General features: G+C 42.1%; 16 protein-coding genes. 6 read left to right on the top strand and 10 right to left on the bottom strand.

The window, feature by feature from the left end:
- Positions 1-3: 3 nt before the first annotated feature.
- The 6 genes from ACFGVS_RS18225 to ACFGVS_RS18250 all read right to left on the bottom strand — a co-directional run bounded on the left by ACFGVS_RS18225 (position 4) and on the right by ACFGVS_RS18250 (position 9,631).
- Positions 4-3,522, bottom strand: coding sequence for a molybdopterin-dependent oxidoreductase (locus tag ACFGVS_RS18225; RefSeq protein ID WP_439695057.1), 3,519 nt, complete (start codon positions 3,520-3,522; stop codon positions 4-6).
- A 145-nt stretch (positions 3,523-3,667) separates the two neighbouring features.
- The gene (locus tag ACFGVS_RS18230) at positions 3,668-4,969 is read right to left on the bottom strand and encodes an MFS transporter (RefSeq protein WP_090641607.1); all 1,302 of its coding nucleotides are present in this window, start codon (positions 4,967-4,969) and stop codon (positions 3,668-3,670) included.
- A gap of 31 nt (positions 4,970-5,000) precedes the next feature.
- Complete coding sequence (locus ACFGVS_RS18235; RefSeq protein WP_274210545.1) at positions 5,001-5,879, bottom strand: ABC transporter ATP-binding protein; 879 nt, start codon at positions 5,877-5,879, stop codon at positions 5,001-5,003.
- 33 nt (positions 5,880-5,912) lie between these two features.
- The gene (locus ACFGVS_RS18240; protein ID WP_274210546.1) at positions 5,913-6,698 is read right to left on the bottom strand and encodes an ABC transporter permease; all 786 of its coding nucleotides are present in this window, start codon (positions 6,696-6,698) and stop codon (positions 5,913-5,915) included.
- A gap of 78 nt (positions 6,699-6,776) precedes the next feature.
- Positions 6,777-7,994 (bottom strand): CmpA/NrtA family ABC transporter substrate-binding protein, encoded by a 1,218-nt coding sequence (locus ACFGVS_RS18245; protein ID WP_274210547.1) that lies wholly within the window; start codon positions 7,992-7,994, stop codon positions 6,777-6,779.
- A 29-nt stretch (positions 7,995-8,023) separates the two neighbouring features.
- Positions 8,024-9,631 (bottom strand): alginate export family protein, encoded by a 1,608-nt coding sequence (locus ACFGVS_RS18250; protein WP_439695058.1) that lies wholly within the window; start codon positions 9,629-9,631, stop codon positions 8,024-8,026.
- A gap of 441 nt (positions 9,632-10,072) precedes the next feature.
- Here ACFGVS_RS18250 and ACFGVS_RS18255 point away from each other — a divergent pair, with 441 nt between their 5' ends.
- A complete protein-coding gene (locus tag ACFGVS_RS18255; RefSeq protein ID WP_274210549.1) occupies positions 10,073-10,768 on the top strand; it encodes a Crp/Fnr family transcriptional regulator in 696 nt (231 codons plus the stop codon).
- A gap of 212 nt (positions 10,769-10,980) precedes the next feature.
- Here ACFGVS_RS18255 and nirD read toward each other — a convergent pair whose 3' ends face one another.
- The gene (nirD, locus tag ACFGVS_RS18260) at positions 10,981-11,331 is read right to left on the bottom strand and encodes a nitrite reductase small subunit NirD (RefSeq protein ID WP_090639551.1); all 351 of its coding nucleotides are present in this window, start codon (positions 11,329-11,331) and stop codon (positions 10,981-10,983) included.
- A gap of 88 nt (positions 11,332-11,419) precedes the next feature.
- Positions 11,420-13,915, bottom strand: coding sequence for a nitrite reductase large subunit NirB (gene nirB / locus ACFGVS_RS18265; protein ID WP_439695059.1), 2,496 nt, complete (start codon positions 13,913-13,915; stop codon positions 11,420-11,422).
- Positions 13,916-14,203: 288 nt separating this feature from the next.
- Between nirB and cobA the strand changes: the two genes are divergently transcribed.
- The 5 genes from cobA to ACFGVS_RS18290 all read left to right on the top strand — a co-directional run bounded on the left by cobA (position 14,204) and on the right by ACFGVS_RS18290 (position 19,262).
- On the top strand, positions 14,204-14,932 hold the full coding sequence (gene cobA, locus ACFGVS_RS18270; RefSeq protein ID WP_439695060.1) for a uroporphyrinogen-III C-methyltransferase: 729 nt from the start codon (positions 14,204-14,206) through the stop codon (positions 14,930-14,932).
- A gap of 6 nt (positions 14,933-14,938) precedes the next feature.
- Positions 14,939-15,307, top strand: coding sequence for a DUF7009 family protein (locus tag ACFGVS_RS18275; protein ID WP_439695061.1), 369 nt, complete (start codon positions 14,939-14,941; stop codon positions 15,305-15,307).
- A gap of 267 nt (positions 15,308-15,574) precedes the next feature.
- Positions 15,575-16,123, top strand: a complete 549-nt coding sequence (locus tag ACFGVS_RS18280; protein WP_090639519.1) for a hypothetical protein — start codon at positions 15,575-15,577, stop codon at positions 16,121-16,123.
- Positions 16,124-16,546: 423 nt separating this feature from the next.
- Complete coding sequence (locus tag ACFGVS_RS18285) at positions 16,547-18,784, top strand: FG-GAP-like repeat-containing protein (protein WP_439695062.1); 2,238 nt, start codon at positions 16,547-16,549, stop codon at positions 18,782-18,784.
- Between the two features lie 103 nt (positions 18,785-18,887).
- The gene (locus ACFGVS_RS18290) at positions 18,888-19,262 is read left to right on the top strand and encodes a hypothetical protein (protein ID WP_090639509.1); all 375 of its coding nucleotides are present in this window, start codon (positions 18,888-18,890) and stop codon (positions 19,260-19,262) included.
- Between the two features lie 78 nt (positions 19,263-19,340).
- Here the strand turns inward: ACFGVS_RS18290 and ACFGVS_RS18295 are convergent, their stop codons facing one another.
- Entirely contained in the window at positions 19,341-19,952 is a 612-nt protein-coding gene (locus ACFGVS_RS18295; RefSeq protein WP_439695063.1) for a SprT-like domain-containing protein, read from the bottom strand.
- Between the two features lie 159 nt (positions 19,953-20,111).
- Positions 20,112-21,152: a methyltransferase gene (locus ACFGVS_RS18300; RefSeq protein ID WP_439695064.1), complete on the bottom strand. Its 1,041-nt coding sequence runs from the start codon at positions 21,150-21,152 to the stop codon at positions 20,112-20,114.
- Positions 21,153-21,336: the final 184 nt, after the last annotated feature.

Consider the following 21,336-nt stretch of genomic DNA (forward strand, 5'->3'; position numbering starts at 1 on the left):
TGCTTATACCTTTATTAATTGCTGTTGCAAAACCTCGTCCAACAGGCGTTTTACCTCCGGCCTACATGATCCGCAGCCTGTGCCTGCCCCGGTTTGGCTGCACACATCGGCCAGTTGGGTACAGCCTGAGGCCACTTTATTGCGTATGTTATCGGCACCCACATTATTGCAGCTGCATACCAGTTTACCCAAAACAGGTTCGGCGGTTTTGCCGCTGCGCAACAGTTTGAGGCGTTTATCGCTCAATTCGGTTTTGTTGGCTATCAGTTCCTTAAATTCCTGGAATTCGCCTTTATCGCCAATCAAAATGGTACCTACCAATTTATCCTGGTGAATAATGCATTTTTTATAATAGCGCTTGGCCTTATCAATAAATACAATCTCTTCGTAATCCCTATCATCCGGGCATTCAGATAAGCCAATACTGCATAGGTCAAAACCATGAATTTTAATGATGTTCATGAACAGGCTACCTTTATAGTAGCTGCCAATATCACCATTCATGTAACCGGCAACTACAGCGGCTTGTTGCTCGGCAGCAGCGGTAATGCCATACAGCGTGCCGTTAAATTCGGCAATTTCGCCAATGGCATATATATTAGGGTCGCTGGTGAGCAGCCGCTCGTTTACAATAACTCCGCGTTTAATATCAAGGCCGCAATCTTTGGCAATTTCCAGGTTAGGGGTTGTGCCTATAGCCAATATCATAGCGTCGCAATCAATTTTGCGTCCGCTTTTAAGGCCAATACCAGTTAGTTTATTACGACCGTAAAATAGCTGCACCTCGTCGTCATAAAAAATATCGCAGCCCTGGTCGGCCATTTCCTCATGCAGCAAACGGCTACCTAACTCATCCAGCTGGCGGTTCAAAAACCTGGATGTACGCTGAATAATGGTGATCGTGATCCCCATTTCACGTAGGGAAGCAGCCATCTCCAAACCCAGTAAACCACCTCCCACAATAACCACATGCCCGTTTTTGGGTACATGCTTTTTAAAGTTATCGGCATCGTTACGGCTGCGCATGCTAAAAATACCCTGCAATGCGGGTACGTTTTTAGGGATGGCCGCCCGGCTGCCGGTGGCCAGCAGCAACACATCATAATAGGTTTTTATGCCACGGCTGTCCAGCACATATTTATTGGTGCGGTCTATTTTTTCTACGCTTACACCACGTAATAATCTTATCTTAAATTCGGGCTCCTCCTCATCGGTCATTTTTATCAGCTGCTCCCAGCTTTGCTCGCCGCTGATGTAATCGGGCAGCATTACGCGGTTATAAAAAGGATATTCTTCTTTACTGAAAATAGTAATCTCATCATCCTTATTCAACTCCCGGTATGATCGTACAAAGCCGTGCGCGCCTGCACCCGCGCCTACAACTACTATACGCTGAAAAGGCTTTTTATATTTTTGAACGCTTACCGCGCAATATTTAAAATCCGGCTCTTTCGAGATCGGATCAACTGCATCATTGGTAACGTTATTGATGCGGTGCAAATCATTATTGAGTATTTTGCCCCAGTGCATGGGCACAAAAACAACCCCTTGTTTTATCGCTGCCGAGATTTTTGCCTTCACACTCACCTCGCCCCTGCGCGATTTGATAATGGTAACATCACCATCCTGTATGTTTAACTCAACAGCATCAAGCGGATTTATCTCTATAAACGATTGCTTAATGTGCTGGTTAAGCTTGTTTACCTTACCCGTTTTGCTCATGGTATGCCAATGATCGCGAATACGGCCGGTGGTGAGTATAAATGGAAAATCCTCATCAGGTATTTCACTGGTGAGGGTATCAGGAACAGCGCTGATGCGGGCGTTTCCGCTTTCGGTATAGAATTTTTTATCGGTAAATAAGCGCGGTGTGCCTATAGTTACATTCCGTTTTTTATAAGGCCACTGTACAGATCCTTGTTGTTTGATGATCTCGTAGGTTAGCCCACTGATATCGATATTGGTTTTAGCTGTTAGTTTGGCATGCTCGGCATAAATTTCTGCGGCATTTTTAAAATCAAAGCCTTTATAGCCCATTTTTTTGGCAAAGCGGCAAATGATCTCGCTATCCGGAATGGCTTCACCAGGAGGGTTAAGCACTTTACTCAAATAGCTGATGCGCCTTTCGGAATTGGTCATGGTGCCTTCCTTTTCGGCCCAGGCGGCAGCGGGCAGTATCACATCGGCGTAAGCCAAAGTTTCGGGCTTGTTGCTTATCTCCTGTACCACTACAAATTTTGCTTTTTTCAAGGCTTCTTCGGCCAGGCGAACATTGGGCAAGCTGGTTAGCGGGTTGGTGCACATGATCCAGATGGCTTTTAAACGGCCATCATTCAGGGCTTCAAACATTTCGGTAGCGGTGAGGCCAGGTTTGGCGGCTATTTGGGTACCTCCCCAAAACTTTTGCACCTCTTCCCTGTGCAAAGGATTGGCCAGGTTACGATGCGCAGGCAACAAGTTGGCCAGGCCACCTACCTCACGGCCGCCCATAGCGTTTGGTTGCCCGGTTAATGATAACGGCCCCGAGCCTGGTTTACCAATATGGCCCGTTATTAAATTGAGGTTTATCAGGCTTAAATTTTTATTTACGCCGATAGAACTTTGGTTTAAGCCCATCGTCCACATCGAAATAAAACCTTTGGCTTCGCCGATGTATTTAGCGGCCAGGCGAATATTACTTTCACTTACCCCGCAAATCTGAGCCGATTCGGCCAGTGTGCGTTCAAATACTATTTTGCTATATTGCTCAAAACCATCTGCATGTTTGGTTACAAAATCAACGTCGATGTCTCCGTTCTCTATCAATACCCTGCCAATGGCGTGGTTAAGCGTAATATCCGTACCGGGATTTAGCTGCAGGTGCAAATCGGCAACGCTGCAGGTATCAGTAACCCGCGGATCAACCACTATAATTTTAACATTGGGGTTGGCGGTTTTGTGAGCCTCAACCCTTCGCCATAAAATGGGATGGCACCAGGCCGGGTTGGCGCCGGTAACATAAAAGCAATCGGCCAGTTCAATATCATCATAGCAAAGCGGTACGCTATCTTCTCCCAGCGCCATTTTGTATGCCACTACCGCACTGCTCATGCACAGGCGCGAATTGGTATCAATATTATTACTGCCTATAAAGCCTTTCATCAGCTTGTTCACCACGTAATACTCTTCGGTAAGGCATTGCCCCGAAGCATAAAACGCCACCGAGTCTGGCCCGTATTTATCGATGAAAGTTTTAAAAACAGCTGCTGTACGCTCCAACGCATCATCCCAGCTTACCCTTTGCATGGGCATGCTTTTGTTATAACGCATTTGCGGGTACAACAGCCTGTCTGTTTTATCATTGGCAGTGTAATGCAGGTTAAGCCCTTTACTACACAACATCCCTTTATTTACAGGATAGTCTTTATCTCCCTCTAAAGTTATGCTGCCATTTTTTTCTTTGTTAATAACAACGCCGCAACCCACCCCGCAGTAACAGCAGGTACTTTTTAATGTATTAACAGAGCGTTTATTTATCGACATCTTTTTATAGCTAAAAGCTTAAGGCCAAAGGCCGAAAGCTTTATTTGAGCCGAAAGCAAAAAGCACCAGGCTCAAAGCTTTCTTAAATCTTATTTTTATTGAACTATTTAGAGCTTTAGGCTTTCAGCCTTCCGCTTTTAGCTTACTATGCTACCGCAACAAGCGGCTCTTCAACTTCTTTTGATACTGTTTGTTTTTGAAAACGGGTGATCAATACAATTACAGATACTGCCATAACGGCTATACCGATATAGGTAAATGCCTGTACATAAGTAATGGTAGATGATTTGAATAAAAAGCCAAACAGCATACCACCCAGGTTGCCGCCTGCACCAACTATACCGCTCACCATACCTACATTTTTACTGTTAATAAACGGAACAATGCCATAAGTAGCACCATTTGACATTTTAAGGAACAGCGCGAATGAAAGCATAGAAATAATGGCAGCAGTAAGGTTGCCCGAGCTGGCAAACAGGATAAGCCCCGCTCCTTCTAATAGCAAAACACCCGCAAGCAATAAGCCCTTGCCACGCATGCCGAATTTGCCGCCAACTTTGTCTGATACGATACCGCCTAATGCACGGGCAAAAATATTCATGAACCCAAAAACACCGGCCCAAAAACCCGCCGAACTTTGCGACAAATGAAACGTATCAACAAAGTGCAAGGAGGCTACGTTGTCAAAAGTTATTTCCATACCAAAGCACATGGCGTATGATAAGGTTAAGGCCCAAACGCGCCAGTCACCCAAAATTGACCAGTCTGTTTTTGAAGAATTGGCTTTGGTATGTCCTATTTCGTCATAGTTACCATTAGGTGTATCCTTGGTAAATTTATAGTATATAAATGCCATGATCAGCATCAATGCACCCGGCACTATCATGGCGTAGCGCCATGCTTCGGCTTTGGTATAACCAGCACCAACTATGGCGGCAAATATTAACGGCATTACCATATTAGTTACACCACCACCCAGGTTACCCCAGCCACCTGTTACAGCATTGGCAGTACCCTTTATATTAGGTGCAAACATCATAGATGTATGAAACTGTGTAATTACAAACGACGAACCGATTACGCCAATAGCCAGGCGGAACAACAGGAACGAAGTATAGTCATGCGCCAGGCCCACAAAAAAAACGGGCAACGAACCAATAAGCAATAACCTTACAGCTGTTTTACGTGGCCCCCAGGTATCACAAAGTTTACCAATAATAAGGCGTGCTATAATGGTGGCCGCTACAGATGCTATGATGGTATTACCTACCTGGCCTTTGCTTAAGTGCAGTTCTGCTCGGATGGTTGGCATCAGCGGTGCCAGGCCAAACCAGCCAAAAAAGCACACAAAAAACATGAGCCAGGTGGTATGGAAGGTGCGCATCTGCACGCCCTTTAACGAAAATATATTCAGTTTGGTAAGTTGTTTTGCTGTTGTATTATTCATGCTATCGTTTTTTTGGGGGATTGGTATATTATTAATGTTCGTCATCTATAGAAAACTTATCAATCAGTAAATTCAATAAGCGGTCGTGAATTTCCATATACATAGGGTCGTGTACTATAAATTTTTTATTACGCGGCCTTGCCAATGGTACATCCACAATTTCTTTTATAGTAGCCGCAGGGCCGTTGTTCATAACTACTACCCTGTCTGCCAAAAAAATGGCCTCTTCAATATCATGCGTAACCATTACAATGGTTTTTTCGCGATGATCAAGGTTCCATAATTTTAATAGTTCAACGTGCATGGCACTTTTGGTTAAGGCGTCAAGCGCACCAAAAGGCTCATCAAGTAATAATATTTTTGGATTGATAGCAAAGGCGCGGGCTATAGCCACCCGTTGTTTCATGCCGCCCGAAAGCTGGCCGGGCAACTTATCTTTATGTTCCCAAAGGTTCACCATCCTTAAATTAGTTTCCACTAATTTAAGACGCTCTGCAGCAGGCAGTTCTTTAAGGGCTGCACCAACTGCTACTTCAATATTTTTATAAACTGTAAGCCACGGAAGCAGCGAATAATTTTGAAACACAATTCCTCTGTCGGGCCCGGGCGAGTTTACTTTTTTGCCATTGGCATACACCTCGCCGCTTGTTGGTTTAACCATGCCGCTTATGGTGCTCATCAGGGTTGATTTACCACAGCCGGAATGGCCTATCAATGCAACTATTTCGCCTTTTCTTACTGTCAAATCAATTTCTTTAACAGCGGTATATATTCCTTTGGGCGTTTTAAAACTAACTGTCACATTATTTATCTGGATACTTACCGGCGTATTGACGGCTTGTTCCAAAATAATTTCAGCAGTTGCAGTAATGTCATCCTCAAGTGGTGCAATTATTGACATGTTACTCATAAAATTAAATTTTAAATAAATGATGATTAATTTTTAAACCGCGTACGAGAATCTTTGCTGCAACCAGGTAAAACACCTATCAAGCAATGAGCCTACTACTCCTATAATGATAATAGCTACTAAAATTTTTGCTACGCTACCGCCATTAAATCCTTCTTCCCAAACAAAGTTGCCCAGGCCAATTCCTCCCGAAAGCATTTCGCCGGCAACAATTACCATCCAGGCAATACCTATTGACAGCCTTAGCCCGGTAATAATATGGGGCAGGCTAAATGGCAATAATATTTTGGTAAGATATTTCCACTTTGAAAAGCCAAAAGCCTTACTTACATTTTTGTGATCCTGCGGGATATTTGATGCACCAAACGCTGCATTGATGAGCGTTGGCCACAAACAGCATATAAAAATCATGAATATACTGGCCTTTGGCGAATCCTGGAAAATGGCCAGGCCTAAGGGAAACCACGCCAGGGGCGAAACCGGCTTTAAAATTTGCACCATCGGGTTAATAACCCGCATAGCTATTTTGCTGCTCCCCATAATTAAGCCAATGGGTATTGCAAATAAACTGCCCAAACCAAAACCAATGCTTACCCGGCTAAGCGAGCTCAGCAGTTTGGTGCCTATACCTTTCTGGTCGGCATCGTTTTGAAATGGGTGCTGTATTACCTCCTTAAAAACAGTCCAGGTAGCCGATGGGGCAGGAATCTCGTTTTTAGTGAGCTTAGCTATTAAAGCCCATATACCGCCCATGATGATCATGCCTGCCAGGAAATAGACTACCGACATGGCCGTTTTTACCGAAAATAATTGCTTCATATCATTTTAATGTTTTGGTAAAACCTGCCGGGCCAAATAAGCCCGGCAGGCTTTTTCCATGTTAATTAACTATTCAACCTATTTTTTTGAACCGGCTATATACGGTGCCGGATTTTTTGGATCAAAAACTATAGTTTCCAGGTTTGTTTTAAACGGTTTCATATCCTCCTGTACGGGTACCCCCATACTTTTGGCAACCTCGGCGTATAAATCGTCCAGGATCAACTTCTGCGCTACTGCCGAATAATCCGGAGCCGTGCTTATCATTCCAAAACGCATATACTGGGCCATAAACCAGATACCGTATGATAGTTTTGGTGTATTTACCGCGCCATTATTATAAAACAACATATAATCATCCTTGTATTTTTGTACACCCAGGTCGCAACCAATTTCTGTCGATCCCATTAACCTTGCCTCAATAACCTGTACAGGGGCATTCACATAGTTTGGTTTGCTTAATAAAAGCGCTGCTTTTTTGCGGTTGCTCATTACATCAAGCCATTTACAGGCTTCAATAAGGGCTTTCATCACATTTTTAAGGTCTTCTTTATCGTTTTCTGCAAATGCTTTGTTGGCCACCAGCGCCTTTTCGGGATGGTTTTTCCATATGTCCTGGCTGGATATTTGGGTAAACCCAATTCCCTGGGTTGCCGCTACGCCGTTCCATGGTTCGCCTACACTAAAGCCTTCCATATTATCCACCCTCATGTTGGCTACCATTTGCGGCGGTGGTATGGTAATGATACCTACCGACTTGGCATTTACCCCGCATGCTGCCAGCCAGTTGCGCAGCCATATATCATGCGTTCCGCCCGGAAACGTCATGGCAAAGGTTACTTCCTTACGGGACTTTACATCTTTAATAGCAGCCGCTACCTTTTTCAGATCGCGAAAACCAACCAGCCCGCAAAAATCTTTCGACAGGGTTATAGCCTGGCCATTATTGTTGAGGATCATGGCTATCTTCATTTCCGACCCGGCTTTCCCACCAATCCCTGTGTATACCGAAAATGGCATAGAAAAGAGGCAGTGCGCGGCATCGAGTTCGCCATTTAATATTTTATCGCGGATAACCGCCCATGATGCTTCTTTTGATAGCTGTACATCAACACCATATTTGGCAAAAAAGCCCATTTCTTTTGCAATTACCAGGGGGGCGCAATCTGTTAACGGGATAAAGCCCAGCTTAACAACTTTTTTTGGCTGTTTGGCAACAGCGCCGCTTACCACAAGTAAAGCGCACAAACACCATAATAGCATGGGTTTGTAATATTTTTGTATGTGTATATTCATTGCAGGCATTTTAAGTTTTAATGATTTAGTTATTGTTTAATAGCTACCGGTTTACTGTAAAAAAAGTCGGGGGTAAATTTTAACATCACATAAGCCCAGGTACCTGTTTTGTTAAAGGTTGCGGCAGTAACATCGTTTACGGCTTGTGCTTTGGCAAACGGCATACTGTCTGTAGCTTTCATGAGCGAGTAAGCCAATTCAATATTGGTAAACTTGTTCATGTTGTAGCTAAACTGTAAATCGGCTTCTTTACCCAGGTTTTTACTTATGGTTGTACCATCGGCCTTTTTCATATCCTTATTTAAGGAGAATGAATGCAGATCAAGACCTAAAGAAAAGGTGTTAGCGGTATATTTAAATTTAACGTAAGGGTTGTTTAAACCGCCTTTAGGCGATCCGGTGCCTGCATAAAAATAATCCATATAGCCCCAAAACTTGTGAGGCGTACCATACAATGGATCAAATGAGTTATTTTTTCCTAATGCCTGATCAGCAACAGTTGTACCGGATAATACATCATAACCTGGTGTTACACTGAAAAGATCTTTTTGATAAGTTGCTGCAACAGTATAGTGGTATGCACTCATTGTTTTACCATCCCTGTCGTTACCCGATTGACGGTAATAAGCGGCTTGTATAGCTATTTTCCCAAAACCAGAGGCATTGCCAAAAGTTGGGCTAAGCATTAACCCGTAGGTGTAGCGTTTATTTACACCATAATTATAGGTATCGGTTGCGCCATTTGGCACAAAACGCCTGCCGTAAACATATCCGGCTGTTGCGCTGCCTACAGAATCGAGGCGGTATTTACCGAAGTTATCGTTAAATACCAAAATAGACATCTTGGTTTGATCAAACTTTTTGCTGATATATAAACTGGTGAACGATTTGTAATTTTGCGTAGCTCCATTAGTACCGGCGGGGTTTGTAAATAAGGGGGTGCCCGTTTTTGAACTATTGTTTGCCGCACTTCCTGCCGCAGTTAACGGAACAATACCGGCCGGAAGCGGTACCAGCGTACCTAAACTGTTTTTAATATATGCAGGCAAATTGCCCGGTAAATAATTACTATTGGTTACGCCATTGGCATCGGTATTTTGATTATAAGCAAAACCCAGATCAACCTGCCAGCCGTGGTGCACGGCTTTTAATAATGCCATATCATGCTGGCGTGCCTGTTGTAGCCAATCGAGGTTACCAATAAGGCGCGAATCATCATAAATTAATTCCTGGCGACCTATTTTAAAGGTGAGCAAATCCAATAACTTAAACTTAACGTTAGTATCGGCTTTGTTGGCCAGCGTTAGCTCGGCCCAGCCTTCATGTAGCATCAAACGGTTACCGTCCGCTGCTGATATGGTTGAAGCATCAGCTCCCCATACCCTAATATCCTGAACACTAACGCCAAATGTTAAAAGATCCCATTTATAACCAAAGTTTAAACGGGTACGTTGCGAAATAAAATCGGCGCTTTTTGCGCCTTTTGGCACAAGGTTACCATAGCCATCACGAGCTTCTCCCCGTATACGTAATTGCCCTGCCAGGCTAAACTGGGCCTTTGCAATATTAATTTGTAAGGTGCCTGAAATTAAAATTACGGCGAATATTATGAATTTATAACGTACATTTTTATACATTTGAATTGGTTTTTTATTTGTTAAAGCGATTAAAAACTATACTGGCCCTGCCTGGGAATGCGACCTCCCGACAGGGCTTTTTTTTATATTTTTTTTATTTTCACCATAGGCGACACCTTTTTTTTAATAATTCCTGATTTAATTTAATAAATATATCGTATTTAATGAATAAATGCAAATATTTGCATCTAAAAGTTAATTTTTATGATTAAAATCATGTAATTATTAATTTTTTATCAAAATTTTAAATTTTGACAGCTTAAAAATTGACAAAATATGTTTTTGATAATTTTCAAGTCGATAAAAATTGAATAATCCGCAATTAAATTCAATGAAAATCAATATTCGTTAACCAAAACTGCTTAAATGAAGTAAATTTTAACAGATAACACGATTTTTATCACTATTTTTAATAAAAACACAACAGAAACTACGTACTAAATGAAAAAGAACATCCATTGCGACAATCAAACTTGCACTTTATGCAAAAGCTGCATAAAAGAATGGTTGCCCGCCATTGCCGCGAACAGAAAAAACTTCAAAGTCAAGAAAGGACAGGTTATTTTTAGCGAAGGCGACCCGGTTACCGGAATCTATTTTGTGTACCAGGGAAATGTGAAAGTTCACAAAAAATGGGGCTCAGATAAGGAACTCATTATCCGTTTTGCCAATAATGGAGCCATTTTTGGGCACAGAGTGTTAGGAAAACACGCAACCCATTACCCTATTTCGGCAACAGCACTTGAGAATGGCATTATATGTTATGTTGATATGGAATTTTTTGAGGCAACTTTGAAAGTAAACCCTCAATATACCTACCAACTGATGTTATTTTTTGCCGACGAATTACAGGAAGCAGAAAAAAAGATGCGCAACCTGGCACATATGCCTGTTAAAGGCCGCGTTGCCCATGCTTTGGTATCACTAAAAGATCAGTTTGGCATTAACAAAGATGGCCATATTGATATTGAACTTACCCGCCAGGACCTGGCCTCTTATGCCGGCGCAACTTATGAAACCGTTTTCAGAGTAGTGAACGAGCTAACCCAGGAAGACATTATAAGCACCAACGGCAAAAAGATTAGTATTATTAACGGCGAAAAATTGTTTGCTTTAACACAAGACACCAACCAGTAATATAAAATACCAAACAATGAATAATGAATGTGAAACACCGAAGTTTCTCCTTCATTATTCGATATTGGATATTTAGTGTTCGATATTAAAATCGGCTCGTAATTCCAGAACCTAATGCCATTTAAGGACGACGGGCACCTATTTGTACAAAAAAGGCGGCAACCCTGTTGGATCCCCGCCTGAAATAGCTTTAATTCTTTGCCTGCATCTTCTCAGGCAATACCTACAAATACTTTACCATCAGCAACCTTTACAGGATAGGTTTTAATAACCAACTCCTCTTCGCCAATGCATTCGCCGGTAAGTAGCGAGAATGCTTTTTTATGAAATGGGCAGGCAACTTTCGGCTCACAACTTTCGCCGGTACTACCTATCATTCCCCGCGAAATAGCCATCTGCTGTTTGTGCGGGCAAAGATTTTGGGTTGCATACCACTCGCCCCGGCGGCTAAAATTAAATATAGCAATCTGCTCATCGCCATGCTTTACGCACGATCCGCCATTTTCCGGTACATCATCTACATAACAGGCCAGTATCCATTTAATTTCTATCGCTGTTTCCATTATATTATATTTTATCAGCACAACACGCCCATATTAAACATGCGGCCTTCTTTTTGAATTTTGAATTTTGAATTTTGAATTTTGAAACTTACCACCCCTTGGCTTTCACCTGTTCACGCATTGGTTCAAACTGCGCGGTTGGGTCTTTCTCTTCGGGTGCATTTATAAAGTGGGCAAAACGTTTGCGCATGGCCGGATTTTCAACCACTTCTTTCCATTCACAGTGATAGGTATTTACCAGCGCCTGCATTTCTTCTTCAAGCTGTTCGGCCAGGCCAAGACTATCGTTTACAATTACATTTTTAAGATAGCTCATTCCGCCATCCAGCTTATTAAGCCAGGTTGCAGTACGGGTTAGCGGGTCGGCGGTTTTGATATAAAACATCAGGAACCTATCCAGGTATTTCACCAATGTTTCTTTATCAATATCGGTAGCTAATAACTGGGCGTGCTGCGGTTTTGAACCACCGTTGCCGCAGATATACAGGTTCCAGCCTTTTTCGGTAGCTATAATCCCAAAATCCTTTGATTGCGCTTCGGCACATTCACGTACACAACCGCTTACGCCACCTTTAAGTTTATGCGGTGCACGGATACCTTTATACCTGTCTTCAATCTCAATAGCAAAAGTTACACTATCATGCAAACCAAAGCGGCACCAGGTGCTACCCACGCAGCTTTTTACTGTACGCAGCGCTTTGCCGTATGCATGGCCGCTTTCAAAACCGGCATCTATCAGCTCTTCCCAAATTAATGGCAAATCGCTTAAGTGCGCACCAAACAAATCAATACGCTGACCACCGGTTATTTTGGTATACAATCCGTATCGTTTGGCCACCTGGCCAATTACTATCAGTTTGTCGGGCGTAATTTCTCCTCCTGGAATGCGTGGCACTACAGAATAAGTACCGCCTTTTTGAATGTTGGCCAAAAACCTGTCATTACTATCTTGTATTACTTCCTGTTTTACTATCACATCATTCCACAGGCTCGATAGTATGCTGGCAACAACCGGCTTACAAGTTTCGCAGCCATCGCCTTTACCGTAATGGTCAAGTACCAGGTCGTAATTTTTAAGCTTATTTATTTTTACCAGGTCAAACAACTCCTGGCGCGAGTAGTCAAAATGCTCGCAAATTACATTTTTAACATACTGACCATTTGCCTTCAGGGTACCGGCAATTAAATCTTTCACCAGTGGCACACAACCACCGCAACCGGTACCGGCTTTGGTGCATTTTTTCATACCATCAATACTGGCAACACCGCCATCGGTAACCGCCGAGCAGATTGCGCCCTTGGTTACGGCCTCGCATGAGCAGATAAGCGCATCGTCGGGCAGGTTCATTACGCCGGCGCCCTCATTTGCCGCCCCGCCTCTTGATCCCAGTATCAAATCTTCCGGATCGGGTGGCAATACAATTTTATTATTAACCGTTTGCAGCAGCATATTGTAAGCCTCTGCATCGCCAATTAAAATGCCACCTAACAGGTTCTTCCCATCATTAGTAATATTAATGCGTTTGTATATTCCCTTGTGGGTATCTTCAAACAAAATGGTGCGGCAATCGGGTTCGGTTATAAAGGCATCGCCAAAGCTGGCTACATCAACGCCAATTAATTTTAATTTGGTACTCATATCGTACCCGTAAAAAGACTTGTCGGCCGCGGTTAAATGAGCGGCCGCAATCTCAGCCATCTCATAACCGGGCGCAATCAAACCATAAATCATTCCCTCGTATAGGGCACATTCGCCAATGGCGTAAATATGCTCATCGCTGGTTTGCATTTTTTCGTTCACTACAATGCCGCCGCGGGTACCTACATGCAGGCCGGCCAGTTTTGCCAGCTCGTCGCGCGGGCGGATACCTGCCGATATTACCAGCATATCTACAGCAAGTTGACTATCGTCATTAAACTTTAGTGATTGAATTTTTTTTTCGCCTACAATGGCTGCTGTACTTTTATTTAAATGAATGTGCAAACCCAGCTGGCTTAGTTTCATTTGCAGCATATTACTGCCTGCCGAATCTATTTGCCTTGGCATTAGCCGAGGCGCAAATTCAATAACATGTGTTTCTGTGATACCCAGGTCAATCAACGCCTTGGCAGCCTCCAGGCCCAACAAGCCACCGCCCATAACAGCGCCCGATTTGGCATTGGCCGCGCAGGCTTTTATAAGCTCCAGATCTTCGATGGTACGATATACAAACACACCCTCTTTTTCTATCCCCGGAATATCAGGCACAAAAGCTGATGAACCGGTTGCCAAAACCAGGTAATCGTATTTTAAAGTAACTCCTTTTAATGAGTGGATTTTTTTTTCGGTACGGTTAATCTCCTGGATAGGATCGTCCAAATGCAGCGCAATACCATTGTCGGCATACCACGATAAAGTGGAGAGCGACAGATCATCGGCAGTTTTGCCATTAAAATATTCGCTCAGGTGCACCCTGTCATAAGCGTGACGGGGCTCTTCGCCAAAAACAATTATTTGGAACTGGGCTGATCTGGCTAAAAGCTTCTCGCAAAACTTATAGCCCACCATACCGTTGCCTACAACAATAATGGTTGGTTTTGACATATCGAAATTTTTTAAATGTTAAAGCAATTTTCAAACTTAAATGAATCAAATACGACCCTGATTTCATTTACATCACAATTATAACTCAAAAAAATGGCAAATAAAAATTTTTTTCAAGTTTTTTATTAAATAAATCATGTTTATTGATGTTTTAATTGTTAATTTAGTACTAATGATATAATTTATGTCATTATTTATGTTGATTGTAAATAATGATTTTAACATTTTAACAAAATCATCAAAATAAAATAGCCTAAAAACTTATTTTTTGATGCAAAATTTCAAAATATGCAAAAAACAATTGAAAATCCGGTTCTTTTTGTACTTGGAGCAGGTCCCGGAGACCCGGAATTGATAACAATGAAGGGATATAAGGTATTACAACAGGCAAATGTGGTATTATATGACAACCTGGCGAATAAAGAGCTACTGAATATCTGCCAAGATGATTGCGAAAAGGTATATGTAGGCAAACAACCCTATGGCGATTACACCCCGCAAGAAACTATTCATGAGCTGATAAAGCATTACGCTTTTACCAAAGGCAATGTGGTAAGGCTAAAAGGTGGCGATCCGTTTATATTTGGCCGCGGCTTTGAAGAAATAATTTACGCCCGGCAACATGGCATAGCTACACAGTACATACCGGGTGTTACCAGCATGCAGGCATCCGGCCTTCAGGATATTCCTTTAACCCACCGCCTGGTGAGCGAAAGCGTTTGGATGGTTACCGGAACTAAAAAAGATGGCCGTCTATCTGCCGACCTCGCCTGCGCCATGCAAAGCAATGCTACGGTAGTAATATATATGGGCATGAAAAAGCTGGCCGAAATTGCCCTTGCCTACGTTACATCGGGTAAAGGCCATACACCTGCCGCTATTATTCAGCACGCATCGTTACCCAAACAAAAATCTGCGCGGGGGAAGGTTAAAGACCTGGTTGCTATGGCAGCCGAAAACCAGCTTACCTATCCGGCTATTATAATTATAGGCGATGTGGTTAACGTTAACAATTAAACAAGTATGAAAATCAGGATAAAAGGTAACTCGCTGCGTTATCGCCTCACCAAAACCGATATAGCGAACTTTGACCGGGATGGCTACCTGGAAGAAACGACCAATTTCGGATCCCAGGTATTCAAGTATGCCCTGCAACGTACTATCTGCGAGTGTTTAACGGCAGATTTTACCAACAACACCATTACCTTATATATGCCCGCTGCTTTAGCGCTTGAATGGACCGGCACCGACCGCGTTGGCTATGAAAATAGTAGCAATGAGATGTACTTGCTTGTTGAAAAAGATTTTAAATGCCTGGATAATGTGGCCGAAGACCAAAGCGATAATTATCCAAATCCGCTGGTTGAAAACTTCACGAAGAAAGAACTATAGGCGCTCGTAAAGCAGCATTTGCAAAACACATGCAAATTTGATGTAGCTGCATAGCCGGTCGGCAGTTAAAGTTATTCACCGGGCGCACCTATGATCAATATGGAAAACCGGGCACATAATCCATATTTACTATTTCCACTGATAATCAGGATTAATTTCAACAACTTATTCAATCAATAGGTATTAATATTTACTTATAGTTATAATAAATTTTGAAAACATATTTATAAATTGCACCTTTAGATATCATTGTACCTATAAATCAGTTTGAAAAAGATTGTTGCCTTTTTATTGCTAAGTATTCACCTGCTAAATATTGGCGGGCAACTGGCATTGCATCAATACCTGGTTTATAAAACCAATAAATTTTACAACCAACAGGTAAGCAAAGGCTTATATGATGTTAAAGACCTTACCGAAATAGCCATACCTGTTGATTTGCCCAATATTCACGATTGGAAACGGTTTGAAAACATAGCCGGGCAAATACAATTTGGCAACACCAACTACAACTACGTAAAAATGAAGGTTACGCGCACGGCTATACACCTGATGTGCATTCCTAATTACGAAACGACGCGCCCGGTTGATAAAAATGTACTTAATGCAAAAGGTGTTAAAGATATCCCGGTACCACAAAAAGACCACGTGCCGTATGGCAAAACCATTATGCAGGATAACGTTAGCGTAGCCTTTGCGCACGTTGAGTTTTGCTGCCCTATAAAAAATATTCAAAAAAACATTGTACAGCCCGTACAACCACTGGTGCACTATTACCAGGATATTCCTGAGCAACCGCCTAAGGTTACCTGCTAATTTTCTTCTTGCTTAATCCGTTAAGGATACCATCAACTACTATTTAATGTTGTATTCAGGTTTTTTTTGCCTGTGCTGAGTTGTAGAATTTAGTGAAACTATGCAGGGGAAATGACACTCAAAAACAATAGACTGTCATCCTGAGGAACGAAGGATCTATTCGCGAACTTTTCTGTCGGTCATGCACAGCTGATAGATCCTTCGTTCCTCAGGATGACAGGAAAATGGGATATGTCATGTGTAACATTTCGGGTTTTTACATACACCCAAACAATAGTTAATAGTACCTAATTCGGATTGGCAAACTTGTTTGGCCGTGGCTTTGCCCTGCCCAACTTTATCAGCATATAGTATTCTTTTATTTAACTAAAAGCCGGTGTTTAAAACAATCCCGCTTTTGAGATAATATCATATCAGTCCAAAATGAAAATAAAAATAGCCGCGGCCCTAACGCTTATTGTAGCAATAGGCTTTACCATCATAGCATCCAGCCCCAAATCATCGCACCAGGAAATGATAGAGATGCTTGACCAATTGAATAAAAAAAACACCAACATGGCAAACCCATTTAACCCGGAGGTGAAAATTGCCTACTGCGATTCGTTAGTTAAAATCCCGCCGAATGACCAGGATTCCTACCTGTTGTCGGCGCAGGCATCGTTATTGCTTATGGCAGGGCAGGAAGAAAAATCTGTAAGTATTTATGAAAAAATAATAGACAGGCTGGAGTTTATGCCATCGGACAGGCTCTTGTCTGAAGTGGGTATTGCGTATATGCGCCTTGGCGAACGTAGCAATTGCATGCTTAACCATACCGGTTCGTCATGTATTTTCCCAATCAAAAATGATGGGGTACATAAAATTCAAACAGGATCAAGAAAAGCTATTCAAATTTATAAAACCATTTTAAGGGTTCATCCCGATGATATGGAATCAAGATGGCTGCTCAACATTGCCTACATGACATTGGGCGAATACCCTCAAAAGGTTCCAAAAAATGTTTTAATCCCCGGTTTGAATGCCGATAGTGTGGCCGGACAAAAGCCATTTAAAGACATTGCCAAAAGCCTTGGCCTTAATGTTAATGGCCGCGCTGGCGGGGTTGCCGTTGACGATTTTAACAACGATGGCTACCTGGATATCATCACATCGGCCTGGGACTTGAGCGACCCGATGCATTATTTTGAAAACAACAAAGATGGCACATTTACCGATCGTACCGAGTATAGCGGGCTTAAAGGAATAACCGGCGGCCTTAATATTCAGCAAACAGATTATAATAACGATGGCAATATTGATCTTTTTGTATTAAGGGGCGCCTGGCTCACCAAGGGCTATGGAAACCAACCCAGCTCATTGCTGCGTAATAATGGGGATGGTACTTTTACCGACGTAACCATACCAAGCGGCCTGTTATATTTTCATCCTACGCAGACCGCCACCTGGGCCGATTTTAATAACGACGGATGGCTGGATGTTTTTGTTGGAACCGAGACATCAACACAGGATATGGACGGCAATTCATCAACTTGTATGCTGTACATTAATAACCACGACGGTACATTTACCAATATCACCAAAGAAGCACACTGTGATATTGTATCATTTGTAAAAGGCGTTACATCTGCCGATTATGATAACGATGGCTACCCGGATATTTTTATTTCGACCATGACTGGTGCCAAATACCTGCTCAGGAACAAAGGCATTAAAGGGGGTAAGGTAGATTTTGAAGACGTGACCCAAAAAGCCGGCTTTGCCCAAAATAAAGAACGAACCTTTACAACCTGGTTTTATGATTATGACAATGATGGCTGGCAGGATGTATTGGTGAGCGATTATAACTTTAACCGTCCGCTGGCTTATTACAGCGCCGCTGCAGCTTTAGGCAAAGCCGTGCCGGATGCCGGGAACGTGTTTTTATACCACAACAACCACAATGGTACTTTTACCAATGTAACACGCGAGGTTGGTTTAGATAAGGTGGTGTACAGCATGGGGGGCAACTTTGGCGATATTGATAATGATGGCTACCTGGATATGTATTTTGGAACAGGTAATCCCGATTTTCGCTCACTGGTACCCAATAAAATGTTCAGAAATGATAGCGGGAAAAAATTTATTGACATTACTACCTCATCGCGCATGGGCAACCTGCAAAAGGGGCACGGTATTGCCTTTGCAGATTTAAGAAATACCGGTAACCAGGATATATTTGCCGAAATGGGCGGCGCCTACATTGGCGATTCGTACACCAGCTCGTTATACCTTAACCCGCGCAACAATAATAACAATTGGATAAGCTTAAAACTCGATGGCGTAAAAGCCAATAAGGCTGCAATAGGAAGCCACATTAAATTAACATTTACCGAAAATGGTGTAAAAAGAAATGTTTATAAAGATGTAAACTCCGGCGGAAGCTTTGGCTCATCCCCATTGCGCCAGGAAATTGGCATAGGGCAGGCAAAAATAATTGACGATATAGAAATAAAATGGGCTGGCAGCGGTACCGTTCAGCATTTTACAAACATAACGCCAAACCAGTTTTTGAGGATAACAGAAGGCGTGGACCAATATAAAGTAACACAATTGGCTAAATTAACTTTTATTGATAAACAGGATATGACAATGTGTATGCCTATGGCGGCAAAAACAAATTAAGCTGTAAGTTTGTTTTATAAAATGTGTTGGCAGTTTACCTGTTTTCGAATAAAACCAACTACATTTAAATAAAATAACGAACAATTTTAATCAAACCTAAAAGATGAAAAAATTACTTTTATTATGCTGCCTGTTTATTGGATTAACAACAGCAAGCTTCGCCCAAACTGCAGCCGGCAGTAAGCCGGAAGAAAAGGCGATGGAACTGCAAAAAAAGTTAAAACTTACTGATCCGCAATGCAAAAAAGTTGCTGCTATCTATACCGAATCGTCGGCAAAGTTTGACAAAATTAAAACTGAAACCAAAGGTGATAACACTAAGATGCTGGTTGCTATTGAGCCGCTGCGTACGGCAACAATAAAAAAAATCAAGGCTGTTTTAACCCCTGCACAAAAGCTAAAATATGATGAGCTGGTAAAAAGTTCAAAAGCTGCTGGCGGTACAGGCTGGAGCGACGGCTGGAGTGGAAGTAAATAATACAAAGAAGTTGTTTTAATAGGGGTATTATTAATGCTGCCCATTTTTTTGAGGCAGCATTAGCAATACCCTTTTCTTTTATTCCTCCACCAATTCCACCTCGGCCACCGGGCTAAACAAATACACCCGCTTGGTTTTTATCTCAACGCATTTAAACCGCTTGCGTAATTGCTCTTCCTTTCTGAAAATGCGGTTGCCTTTTATTTTGAATAAGGCTTTAAACGGGACTTTTTCAACCGTCAGCATCGCTTCTTTTGGTGCATCATATTTGCGCAGGGAACGGTACAAGTTCAAATCCGAACAGCTTGAAGCCGCCGGGTTATCCAGGTAACTCACAATGGCGTGTTTAACATCGGGCGGAAAAATGTCCTTTTCAAAAAAAGGCTGCATCATCCGTTTAAAATTCCCTTTCCACTCGGTACCATGTGGCCGGGCTTTTTGCTTATGCTCATTCCAGGTATGCAAATGGGCAAACTCATGCACGGTGGTAACCAAAAAAGCGTACGGGTTAAGATCATAATTAACCGAGATGCGGTGACCTTTACCTGCATAAGGCGAACGGTAATCGCCAAATTTGGTGCCGCGGTTGCGCGAAATTTTAAACTCGCATTTAAAGTAGTCAATCCAGCGGCCAATGAGCGGGGCAGCATCGGGCGGAAGATATTTTTCTAAAACTTTTACTTTATCCAATTTTTACCTCAACACAAATATAACGATTTCGAAGGATTATCATATCCGAGATAAAAGCATTAGTAAAACCGACCAATTCATCAGCGTAATCAAAGAAACAAACCAAAGATTATTTTCCTGGATATTATTAAGATAAGCCCGGGCAATGTAAGTGCGGTTTTATTTATACGCTATTGCCGCGCTGGATGGCCCTGCTAATGAAATAAGTGAGTTTGATTTAAATCCAACAATATTTGCCCACTTGTTAAAGTCGGCAAATGTGTAGTCAAATCCTGTTCCTGTTTCAATGAGCATATTCAAACTCATCATCATACCAAAAACGTTTTGCTTTCTTTCATCATCTATTATACCCTCAATAGCTACAAAGGCACCGCCCGCCGGGAGGGCGTTATAGGCTTTCCTCATTAATGATACTTTATTTTCTTCGTCCCAATCATGCAGGATATTTCCCATTACAACAACGTCGGCATTGGGTATTGGCATAGTGAAGAAATCGCCGCCAACCGCTTTTACACGATCTGATAACCCGAATTGCTGTATGGTAGCATTTGCAATAGGCTCAACCGGCGGCAAATCAAAACTTGTGCAATGCATATGGGGATTATGTTTTGCAACCATAAGTGAAAGCAACCCCGCCGAGCCGCCTACGTCAATCAGCGTTTTATATTTTGTAAAATCAAATTTTTGAGCAAAGGCCATAAAATTACCCATTTGGATACCGCTCATGGCGTTGGTAAATTCTTTTAATTTTCCGGGGTCGCTGTATATCAAACCAAAAAAATCCTCGCTCCTTTTTACTTCGTTTTGTGGCAACCCGGTAAGCAGGCCCTCGCCCAGGTTACCCCAAAACGCATATAGCCTATTGTCCATCATTTCAAGAATACCCCCAATATATGATGGCTTGTTTTTATCCAAAAACGTATCTGCTTCCAAAGTATTTGAATATATAGCCATATCCAAAATACCCTCACGCTTTAAAAAACCAAACACGGTTAAAGCGTCTAAAAAATCATAAACATTCCTGTCTGTGCATTTAAGCCCTAAATTATTTTTCACATCTTTTACCGTCATAGATGTTTTTTCGGCAAGCCGGGTAAATAATTGAAAACTTACTGCAGTTAAAAGAATTTTTGAGGCCCAAAAGCCTGTGCCAACTTTCATAATGTTTTCAAGCGACGGCTGATTAGTTTGCTGTTCCATTTTTTTCTGATTAATTATCTTTTTTTAATAATTGGTGGTGCTGTACAAAAAATTCTGCCCGGGGCCGGTAAGAATTGGGTTACCTAAAAATACGGCGAATTAATTTGATATAAGAATAAAAGTATTTGATAATCTGTCGATTACACCATAAAAAAGACAACTCTTGTATGGCCGCTTTGAGTAG

The organism is Mucilaginibacter sediminis, from assembly GCF_051903035.1.
Lineage (GTDB): Bacteria > Bacteroidota > Bacteroidia > Sphingobacteriales > Sphingobacteriaceae > Mucilaginibacter.

Coding starts and splice junctions, on each gene's coding strand:
- cobA (WP_439695060.1), top strand. CDS start 14,204: ATGCAAAAAACAATTGAAAATCCGGTTCTTTTTGTACTTGGAGCAGGT.
- ACFGVS_RS18255 (WP_274210549.1), top strand. CDS start 10,073: ATGAAAAAGAACATCCATTGCGACAATCAAACTTGCACTTTATGCAAA.
- ACFGVS_RS18285 (WP_439695062.1), top strand. CDS start 16,547: ATGAAAATAAAAATAGCCGCGGCCCTAACGCTTATTGTAGCAATAGGC.
- ACFGVS_RS18275 (WP_439695061.1), top strand. CDS start 14,939: ATGAAAATCAGGATAAAAGGTAACTCGCTGCGTTATCGCCTCACCAAA.
- ACFGVS_RS18245 (WP_274210547.1), bottom strand. CDS start 7,994: ATGAATATACACATACAAAAATATTACAAACCCATGCTATTATGGTGT.
- ACFGVS_RS18290 (WP_090639509.1), top strand. CDS start 18,888: ATGAAAAAATTACTTTTATTATGCTGCCTGTTTATTGGATTAACAACA.
- ACFGVS_RS18250 (WP_439695058.1), bottom strand. CDS start 9,631: ATGTATAAAAATGTACGTTATAAATTCATAATATTCGCCGTAATTTTA.
- nirB (WP_439695059.1), bottom strand. CDS start 13,915: ATGTCAAAACCAACCATTATTGTTGTAGGCAACGGTATGGTGGGCTAT.
- ACFGVS_RS18300 (WP_439695064.1), bottom strand. CDS start 21,152: ATGGAACAGCAAACTAATCAGCCGTCGCTTGAAAACATTATGAAAGTT.
- nirD (WP_090639551.1), bottom strand. CDS start 11,331: ATGGAAACAGCGATAGAAATTAAATGGATACTGGCCTGTTATGTAGAT.
- ACFGVS_RS18225 (WP_439695057.1), bottom strand. CDS start 3,522: ATGTCGATAAATAAACGCTCTGTTAATACATTAAAAAGTACCTGCTGT.
- ACFGVS_RS18235 (WP_274210545.1), bottom strand. CDS start 5,879: ATGAGTAACATGTCAATAATTGCACCACTTGAGGATGACATTACTGCA.
- ACFGVS_RS18240 (WP_274210546.1), bottom strand. CDS start 6,698: ATGAAGCAATTATTTTCGGTAAAAACGGCCATGTCGGTAGTCTATTTC.
- ACFGVS_RS18230 (WP_090641607.1), bottom strand. CDS start 4,969: ATGAATAATACAACAGCAAAACAACTTACCAAACTGAATATATTTTCG.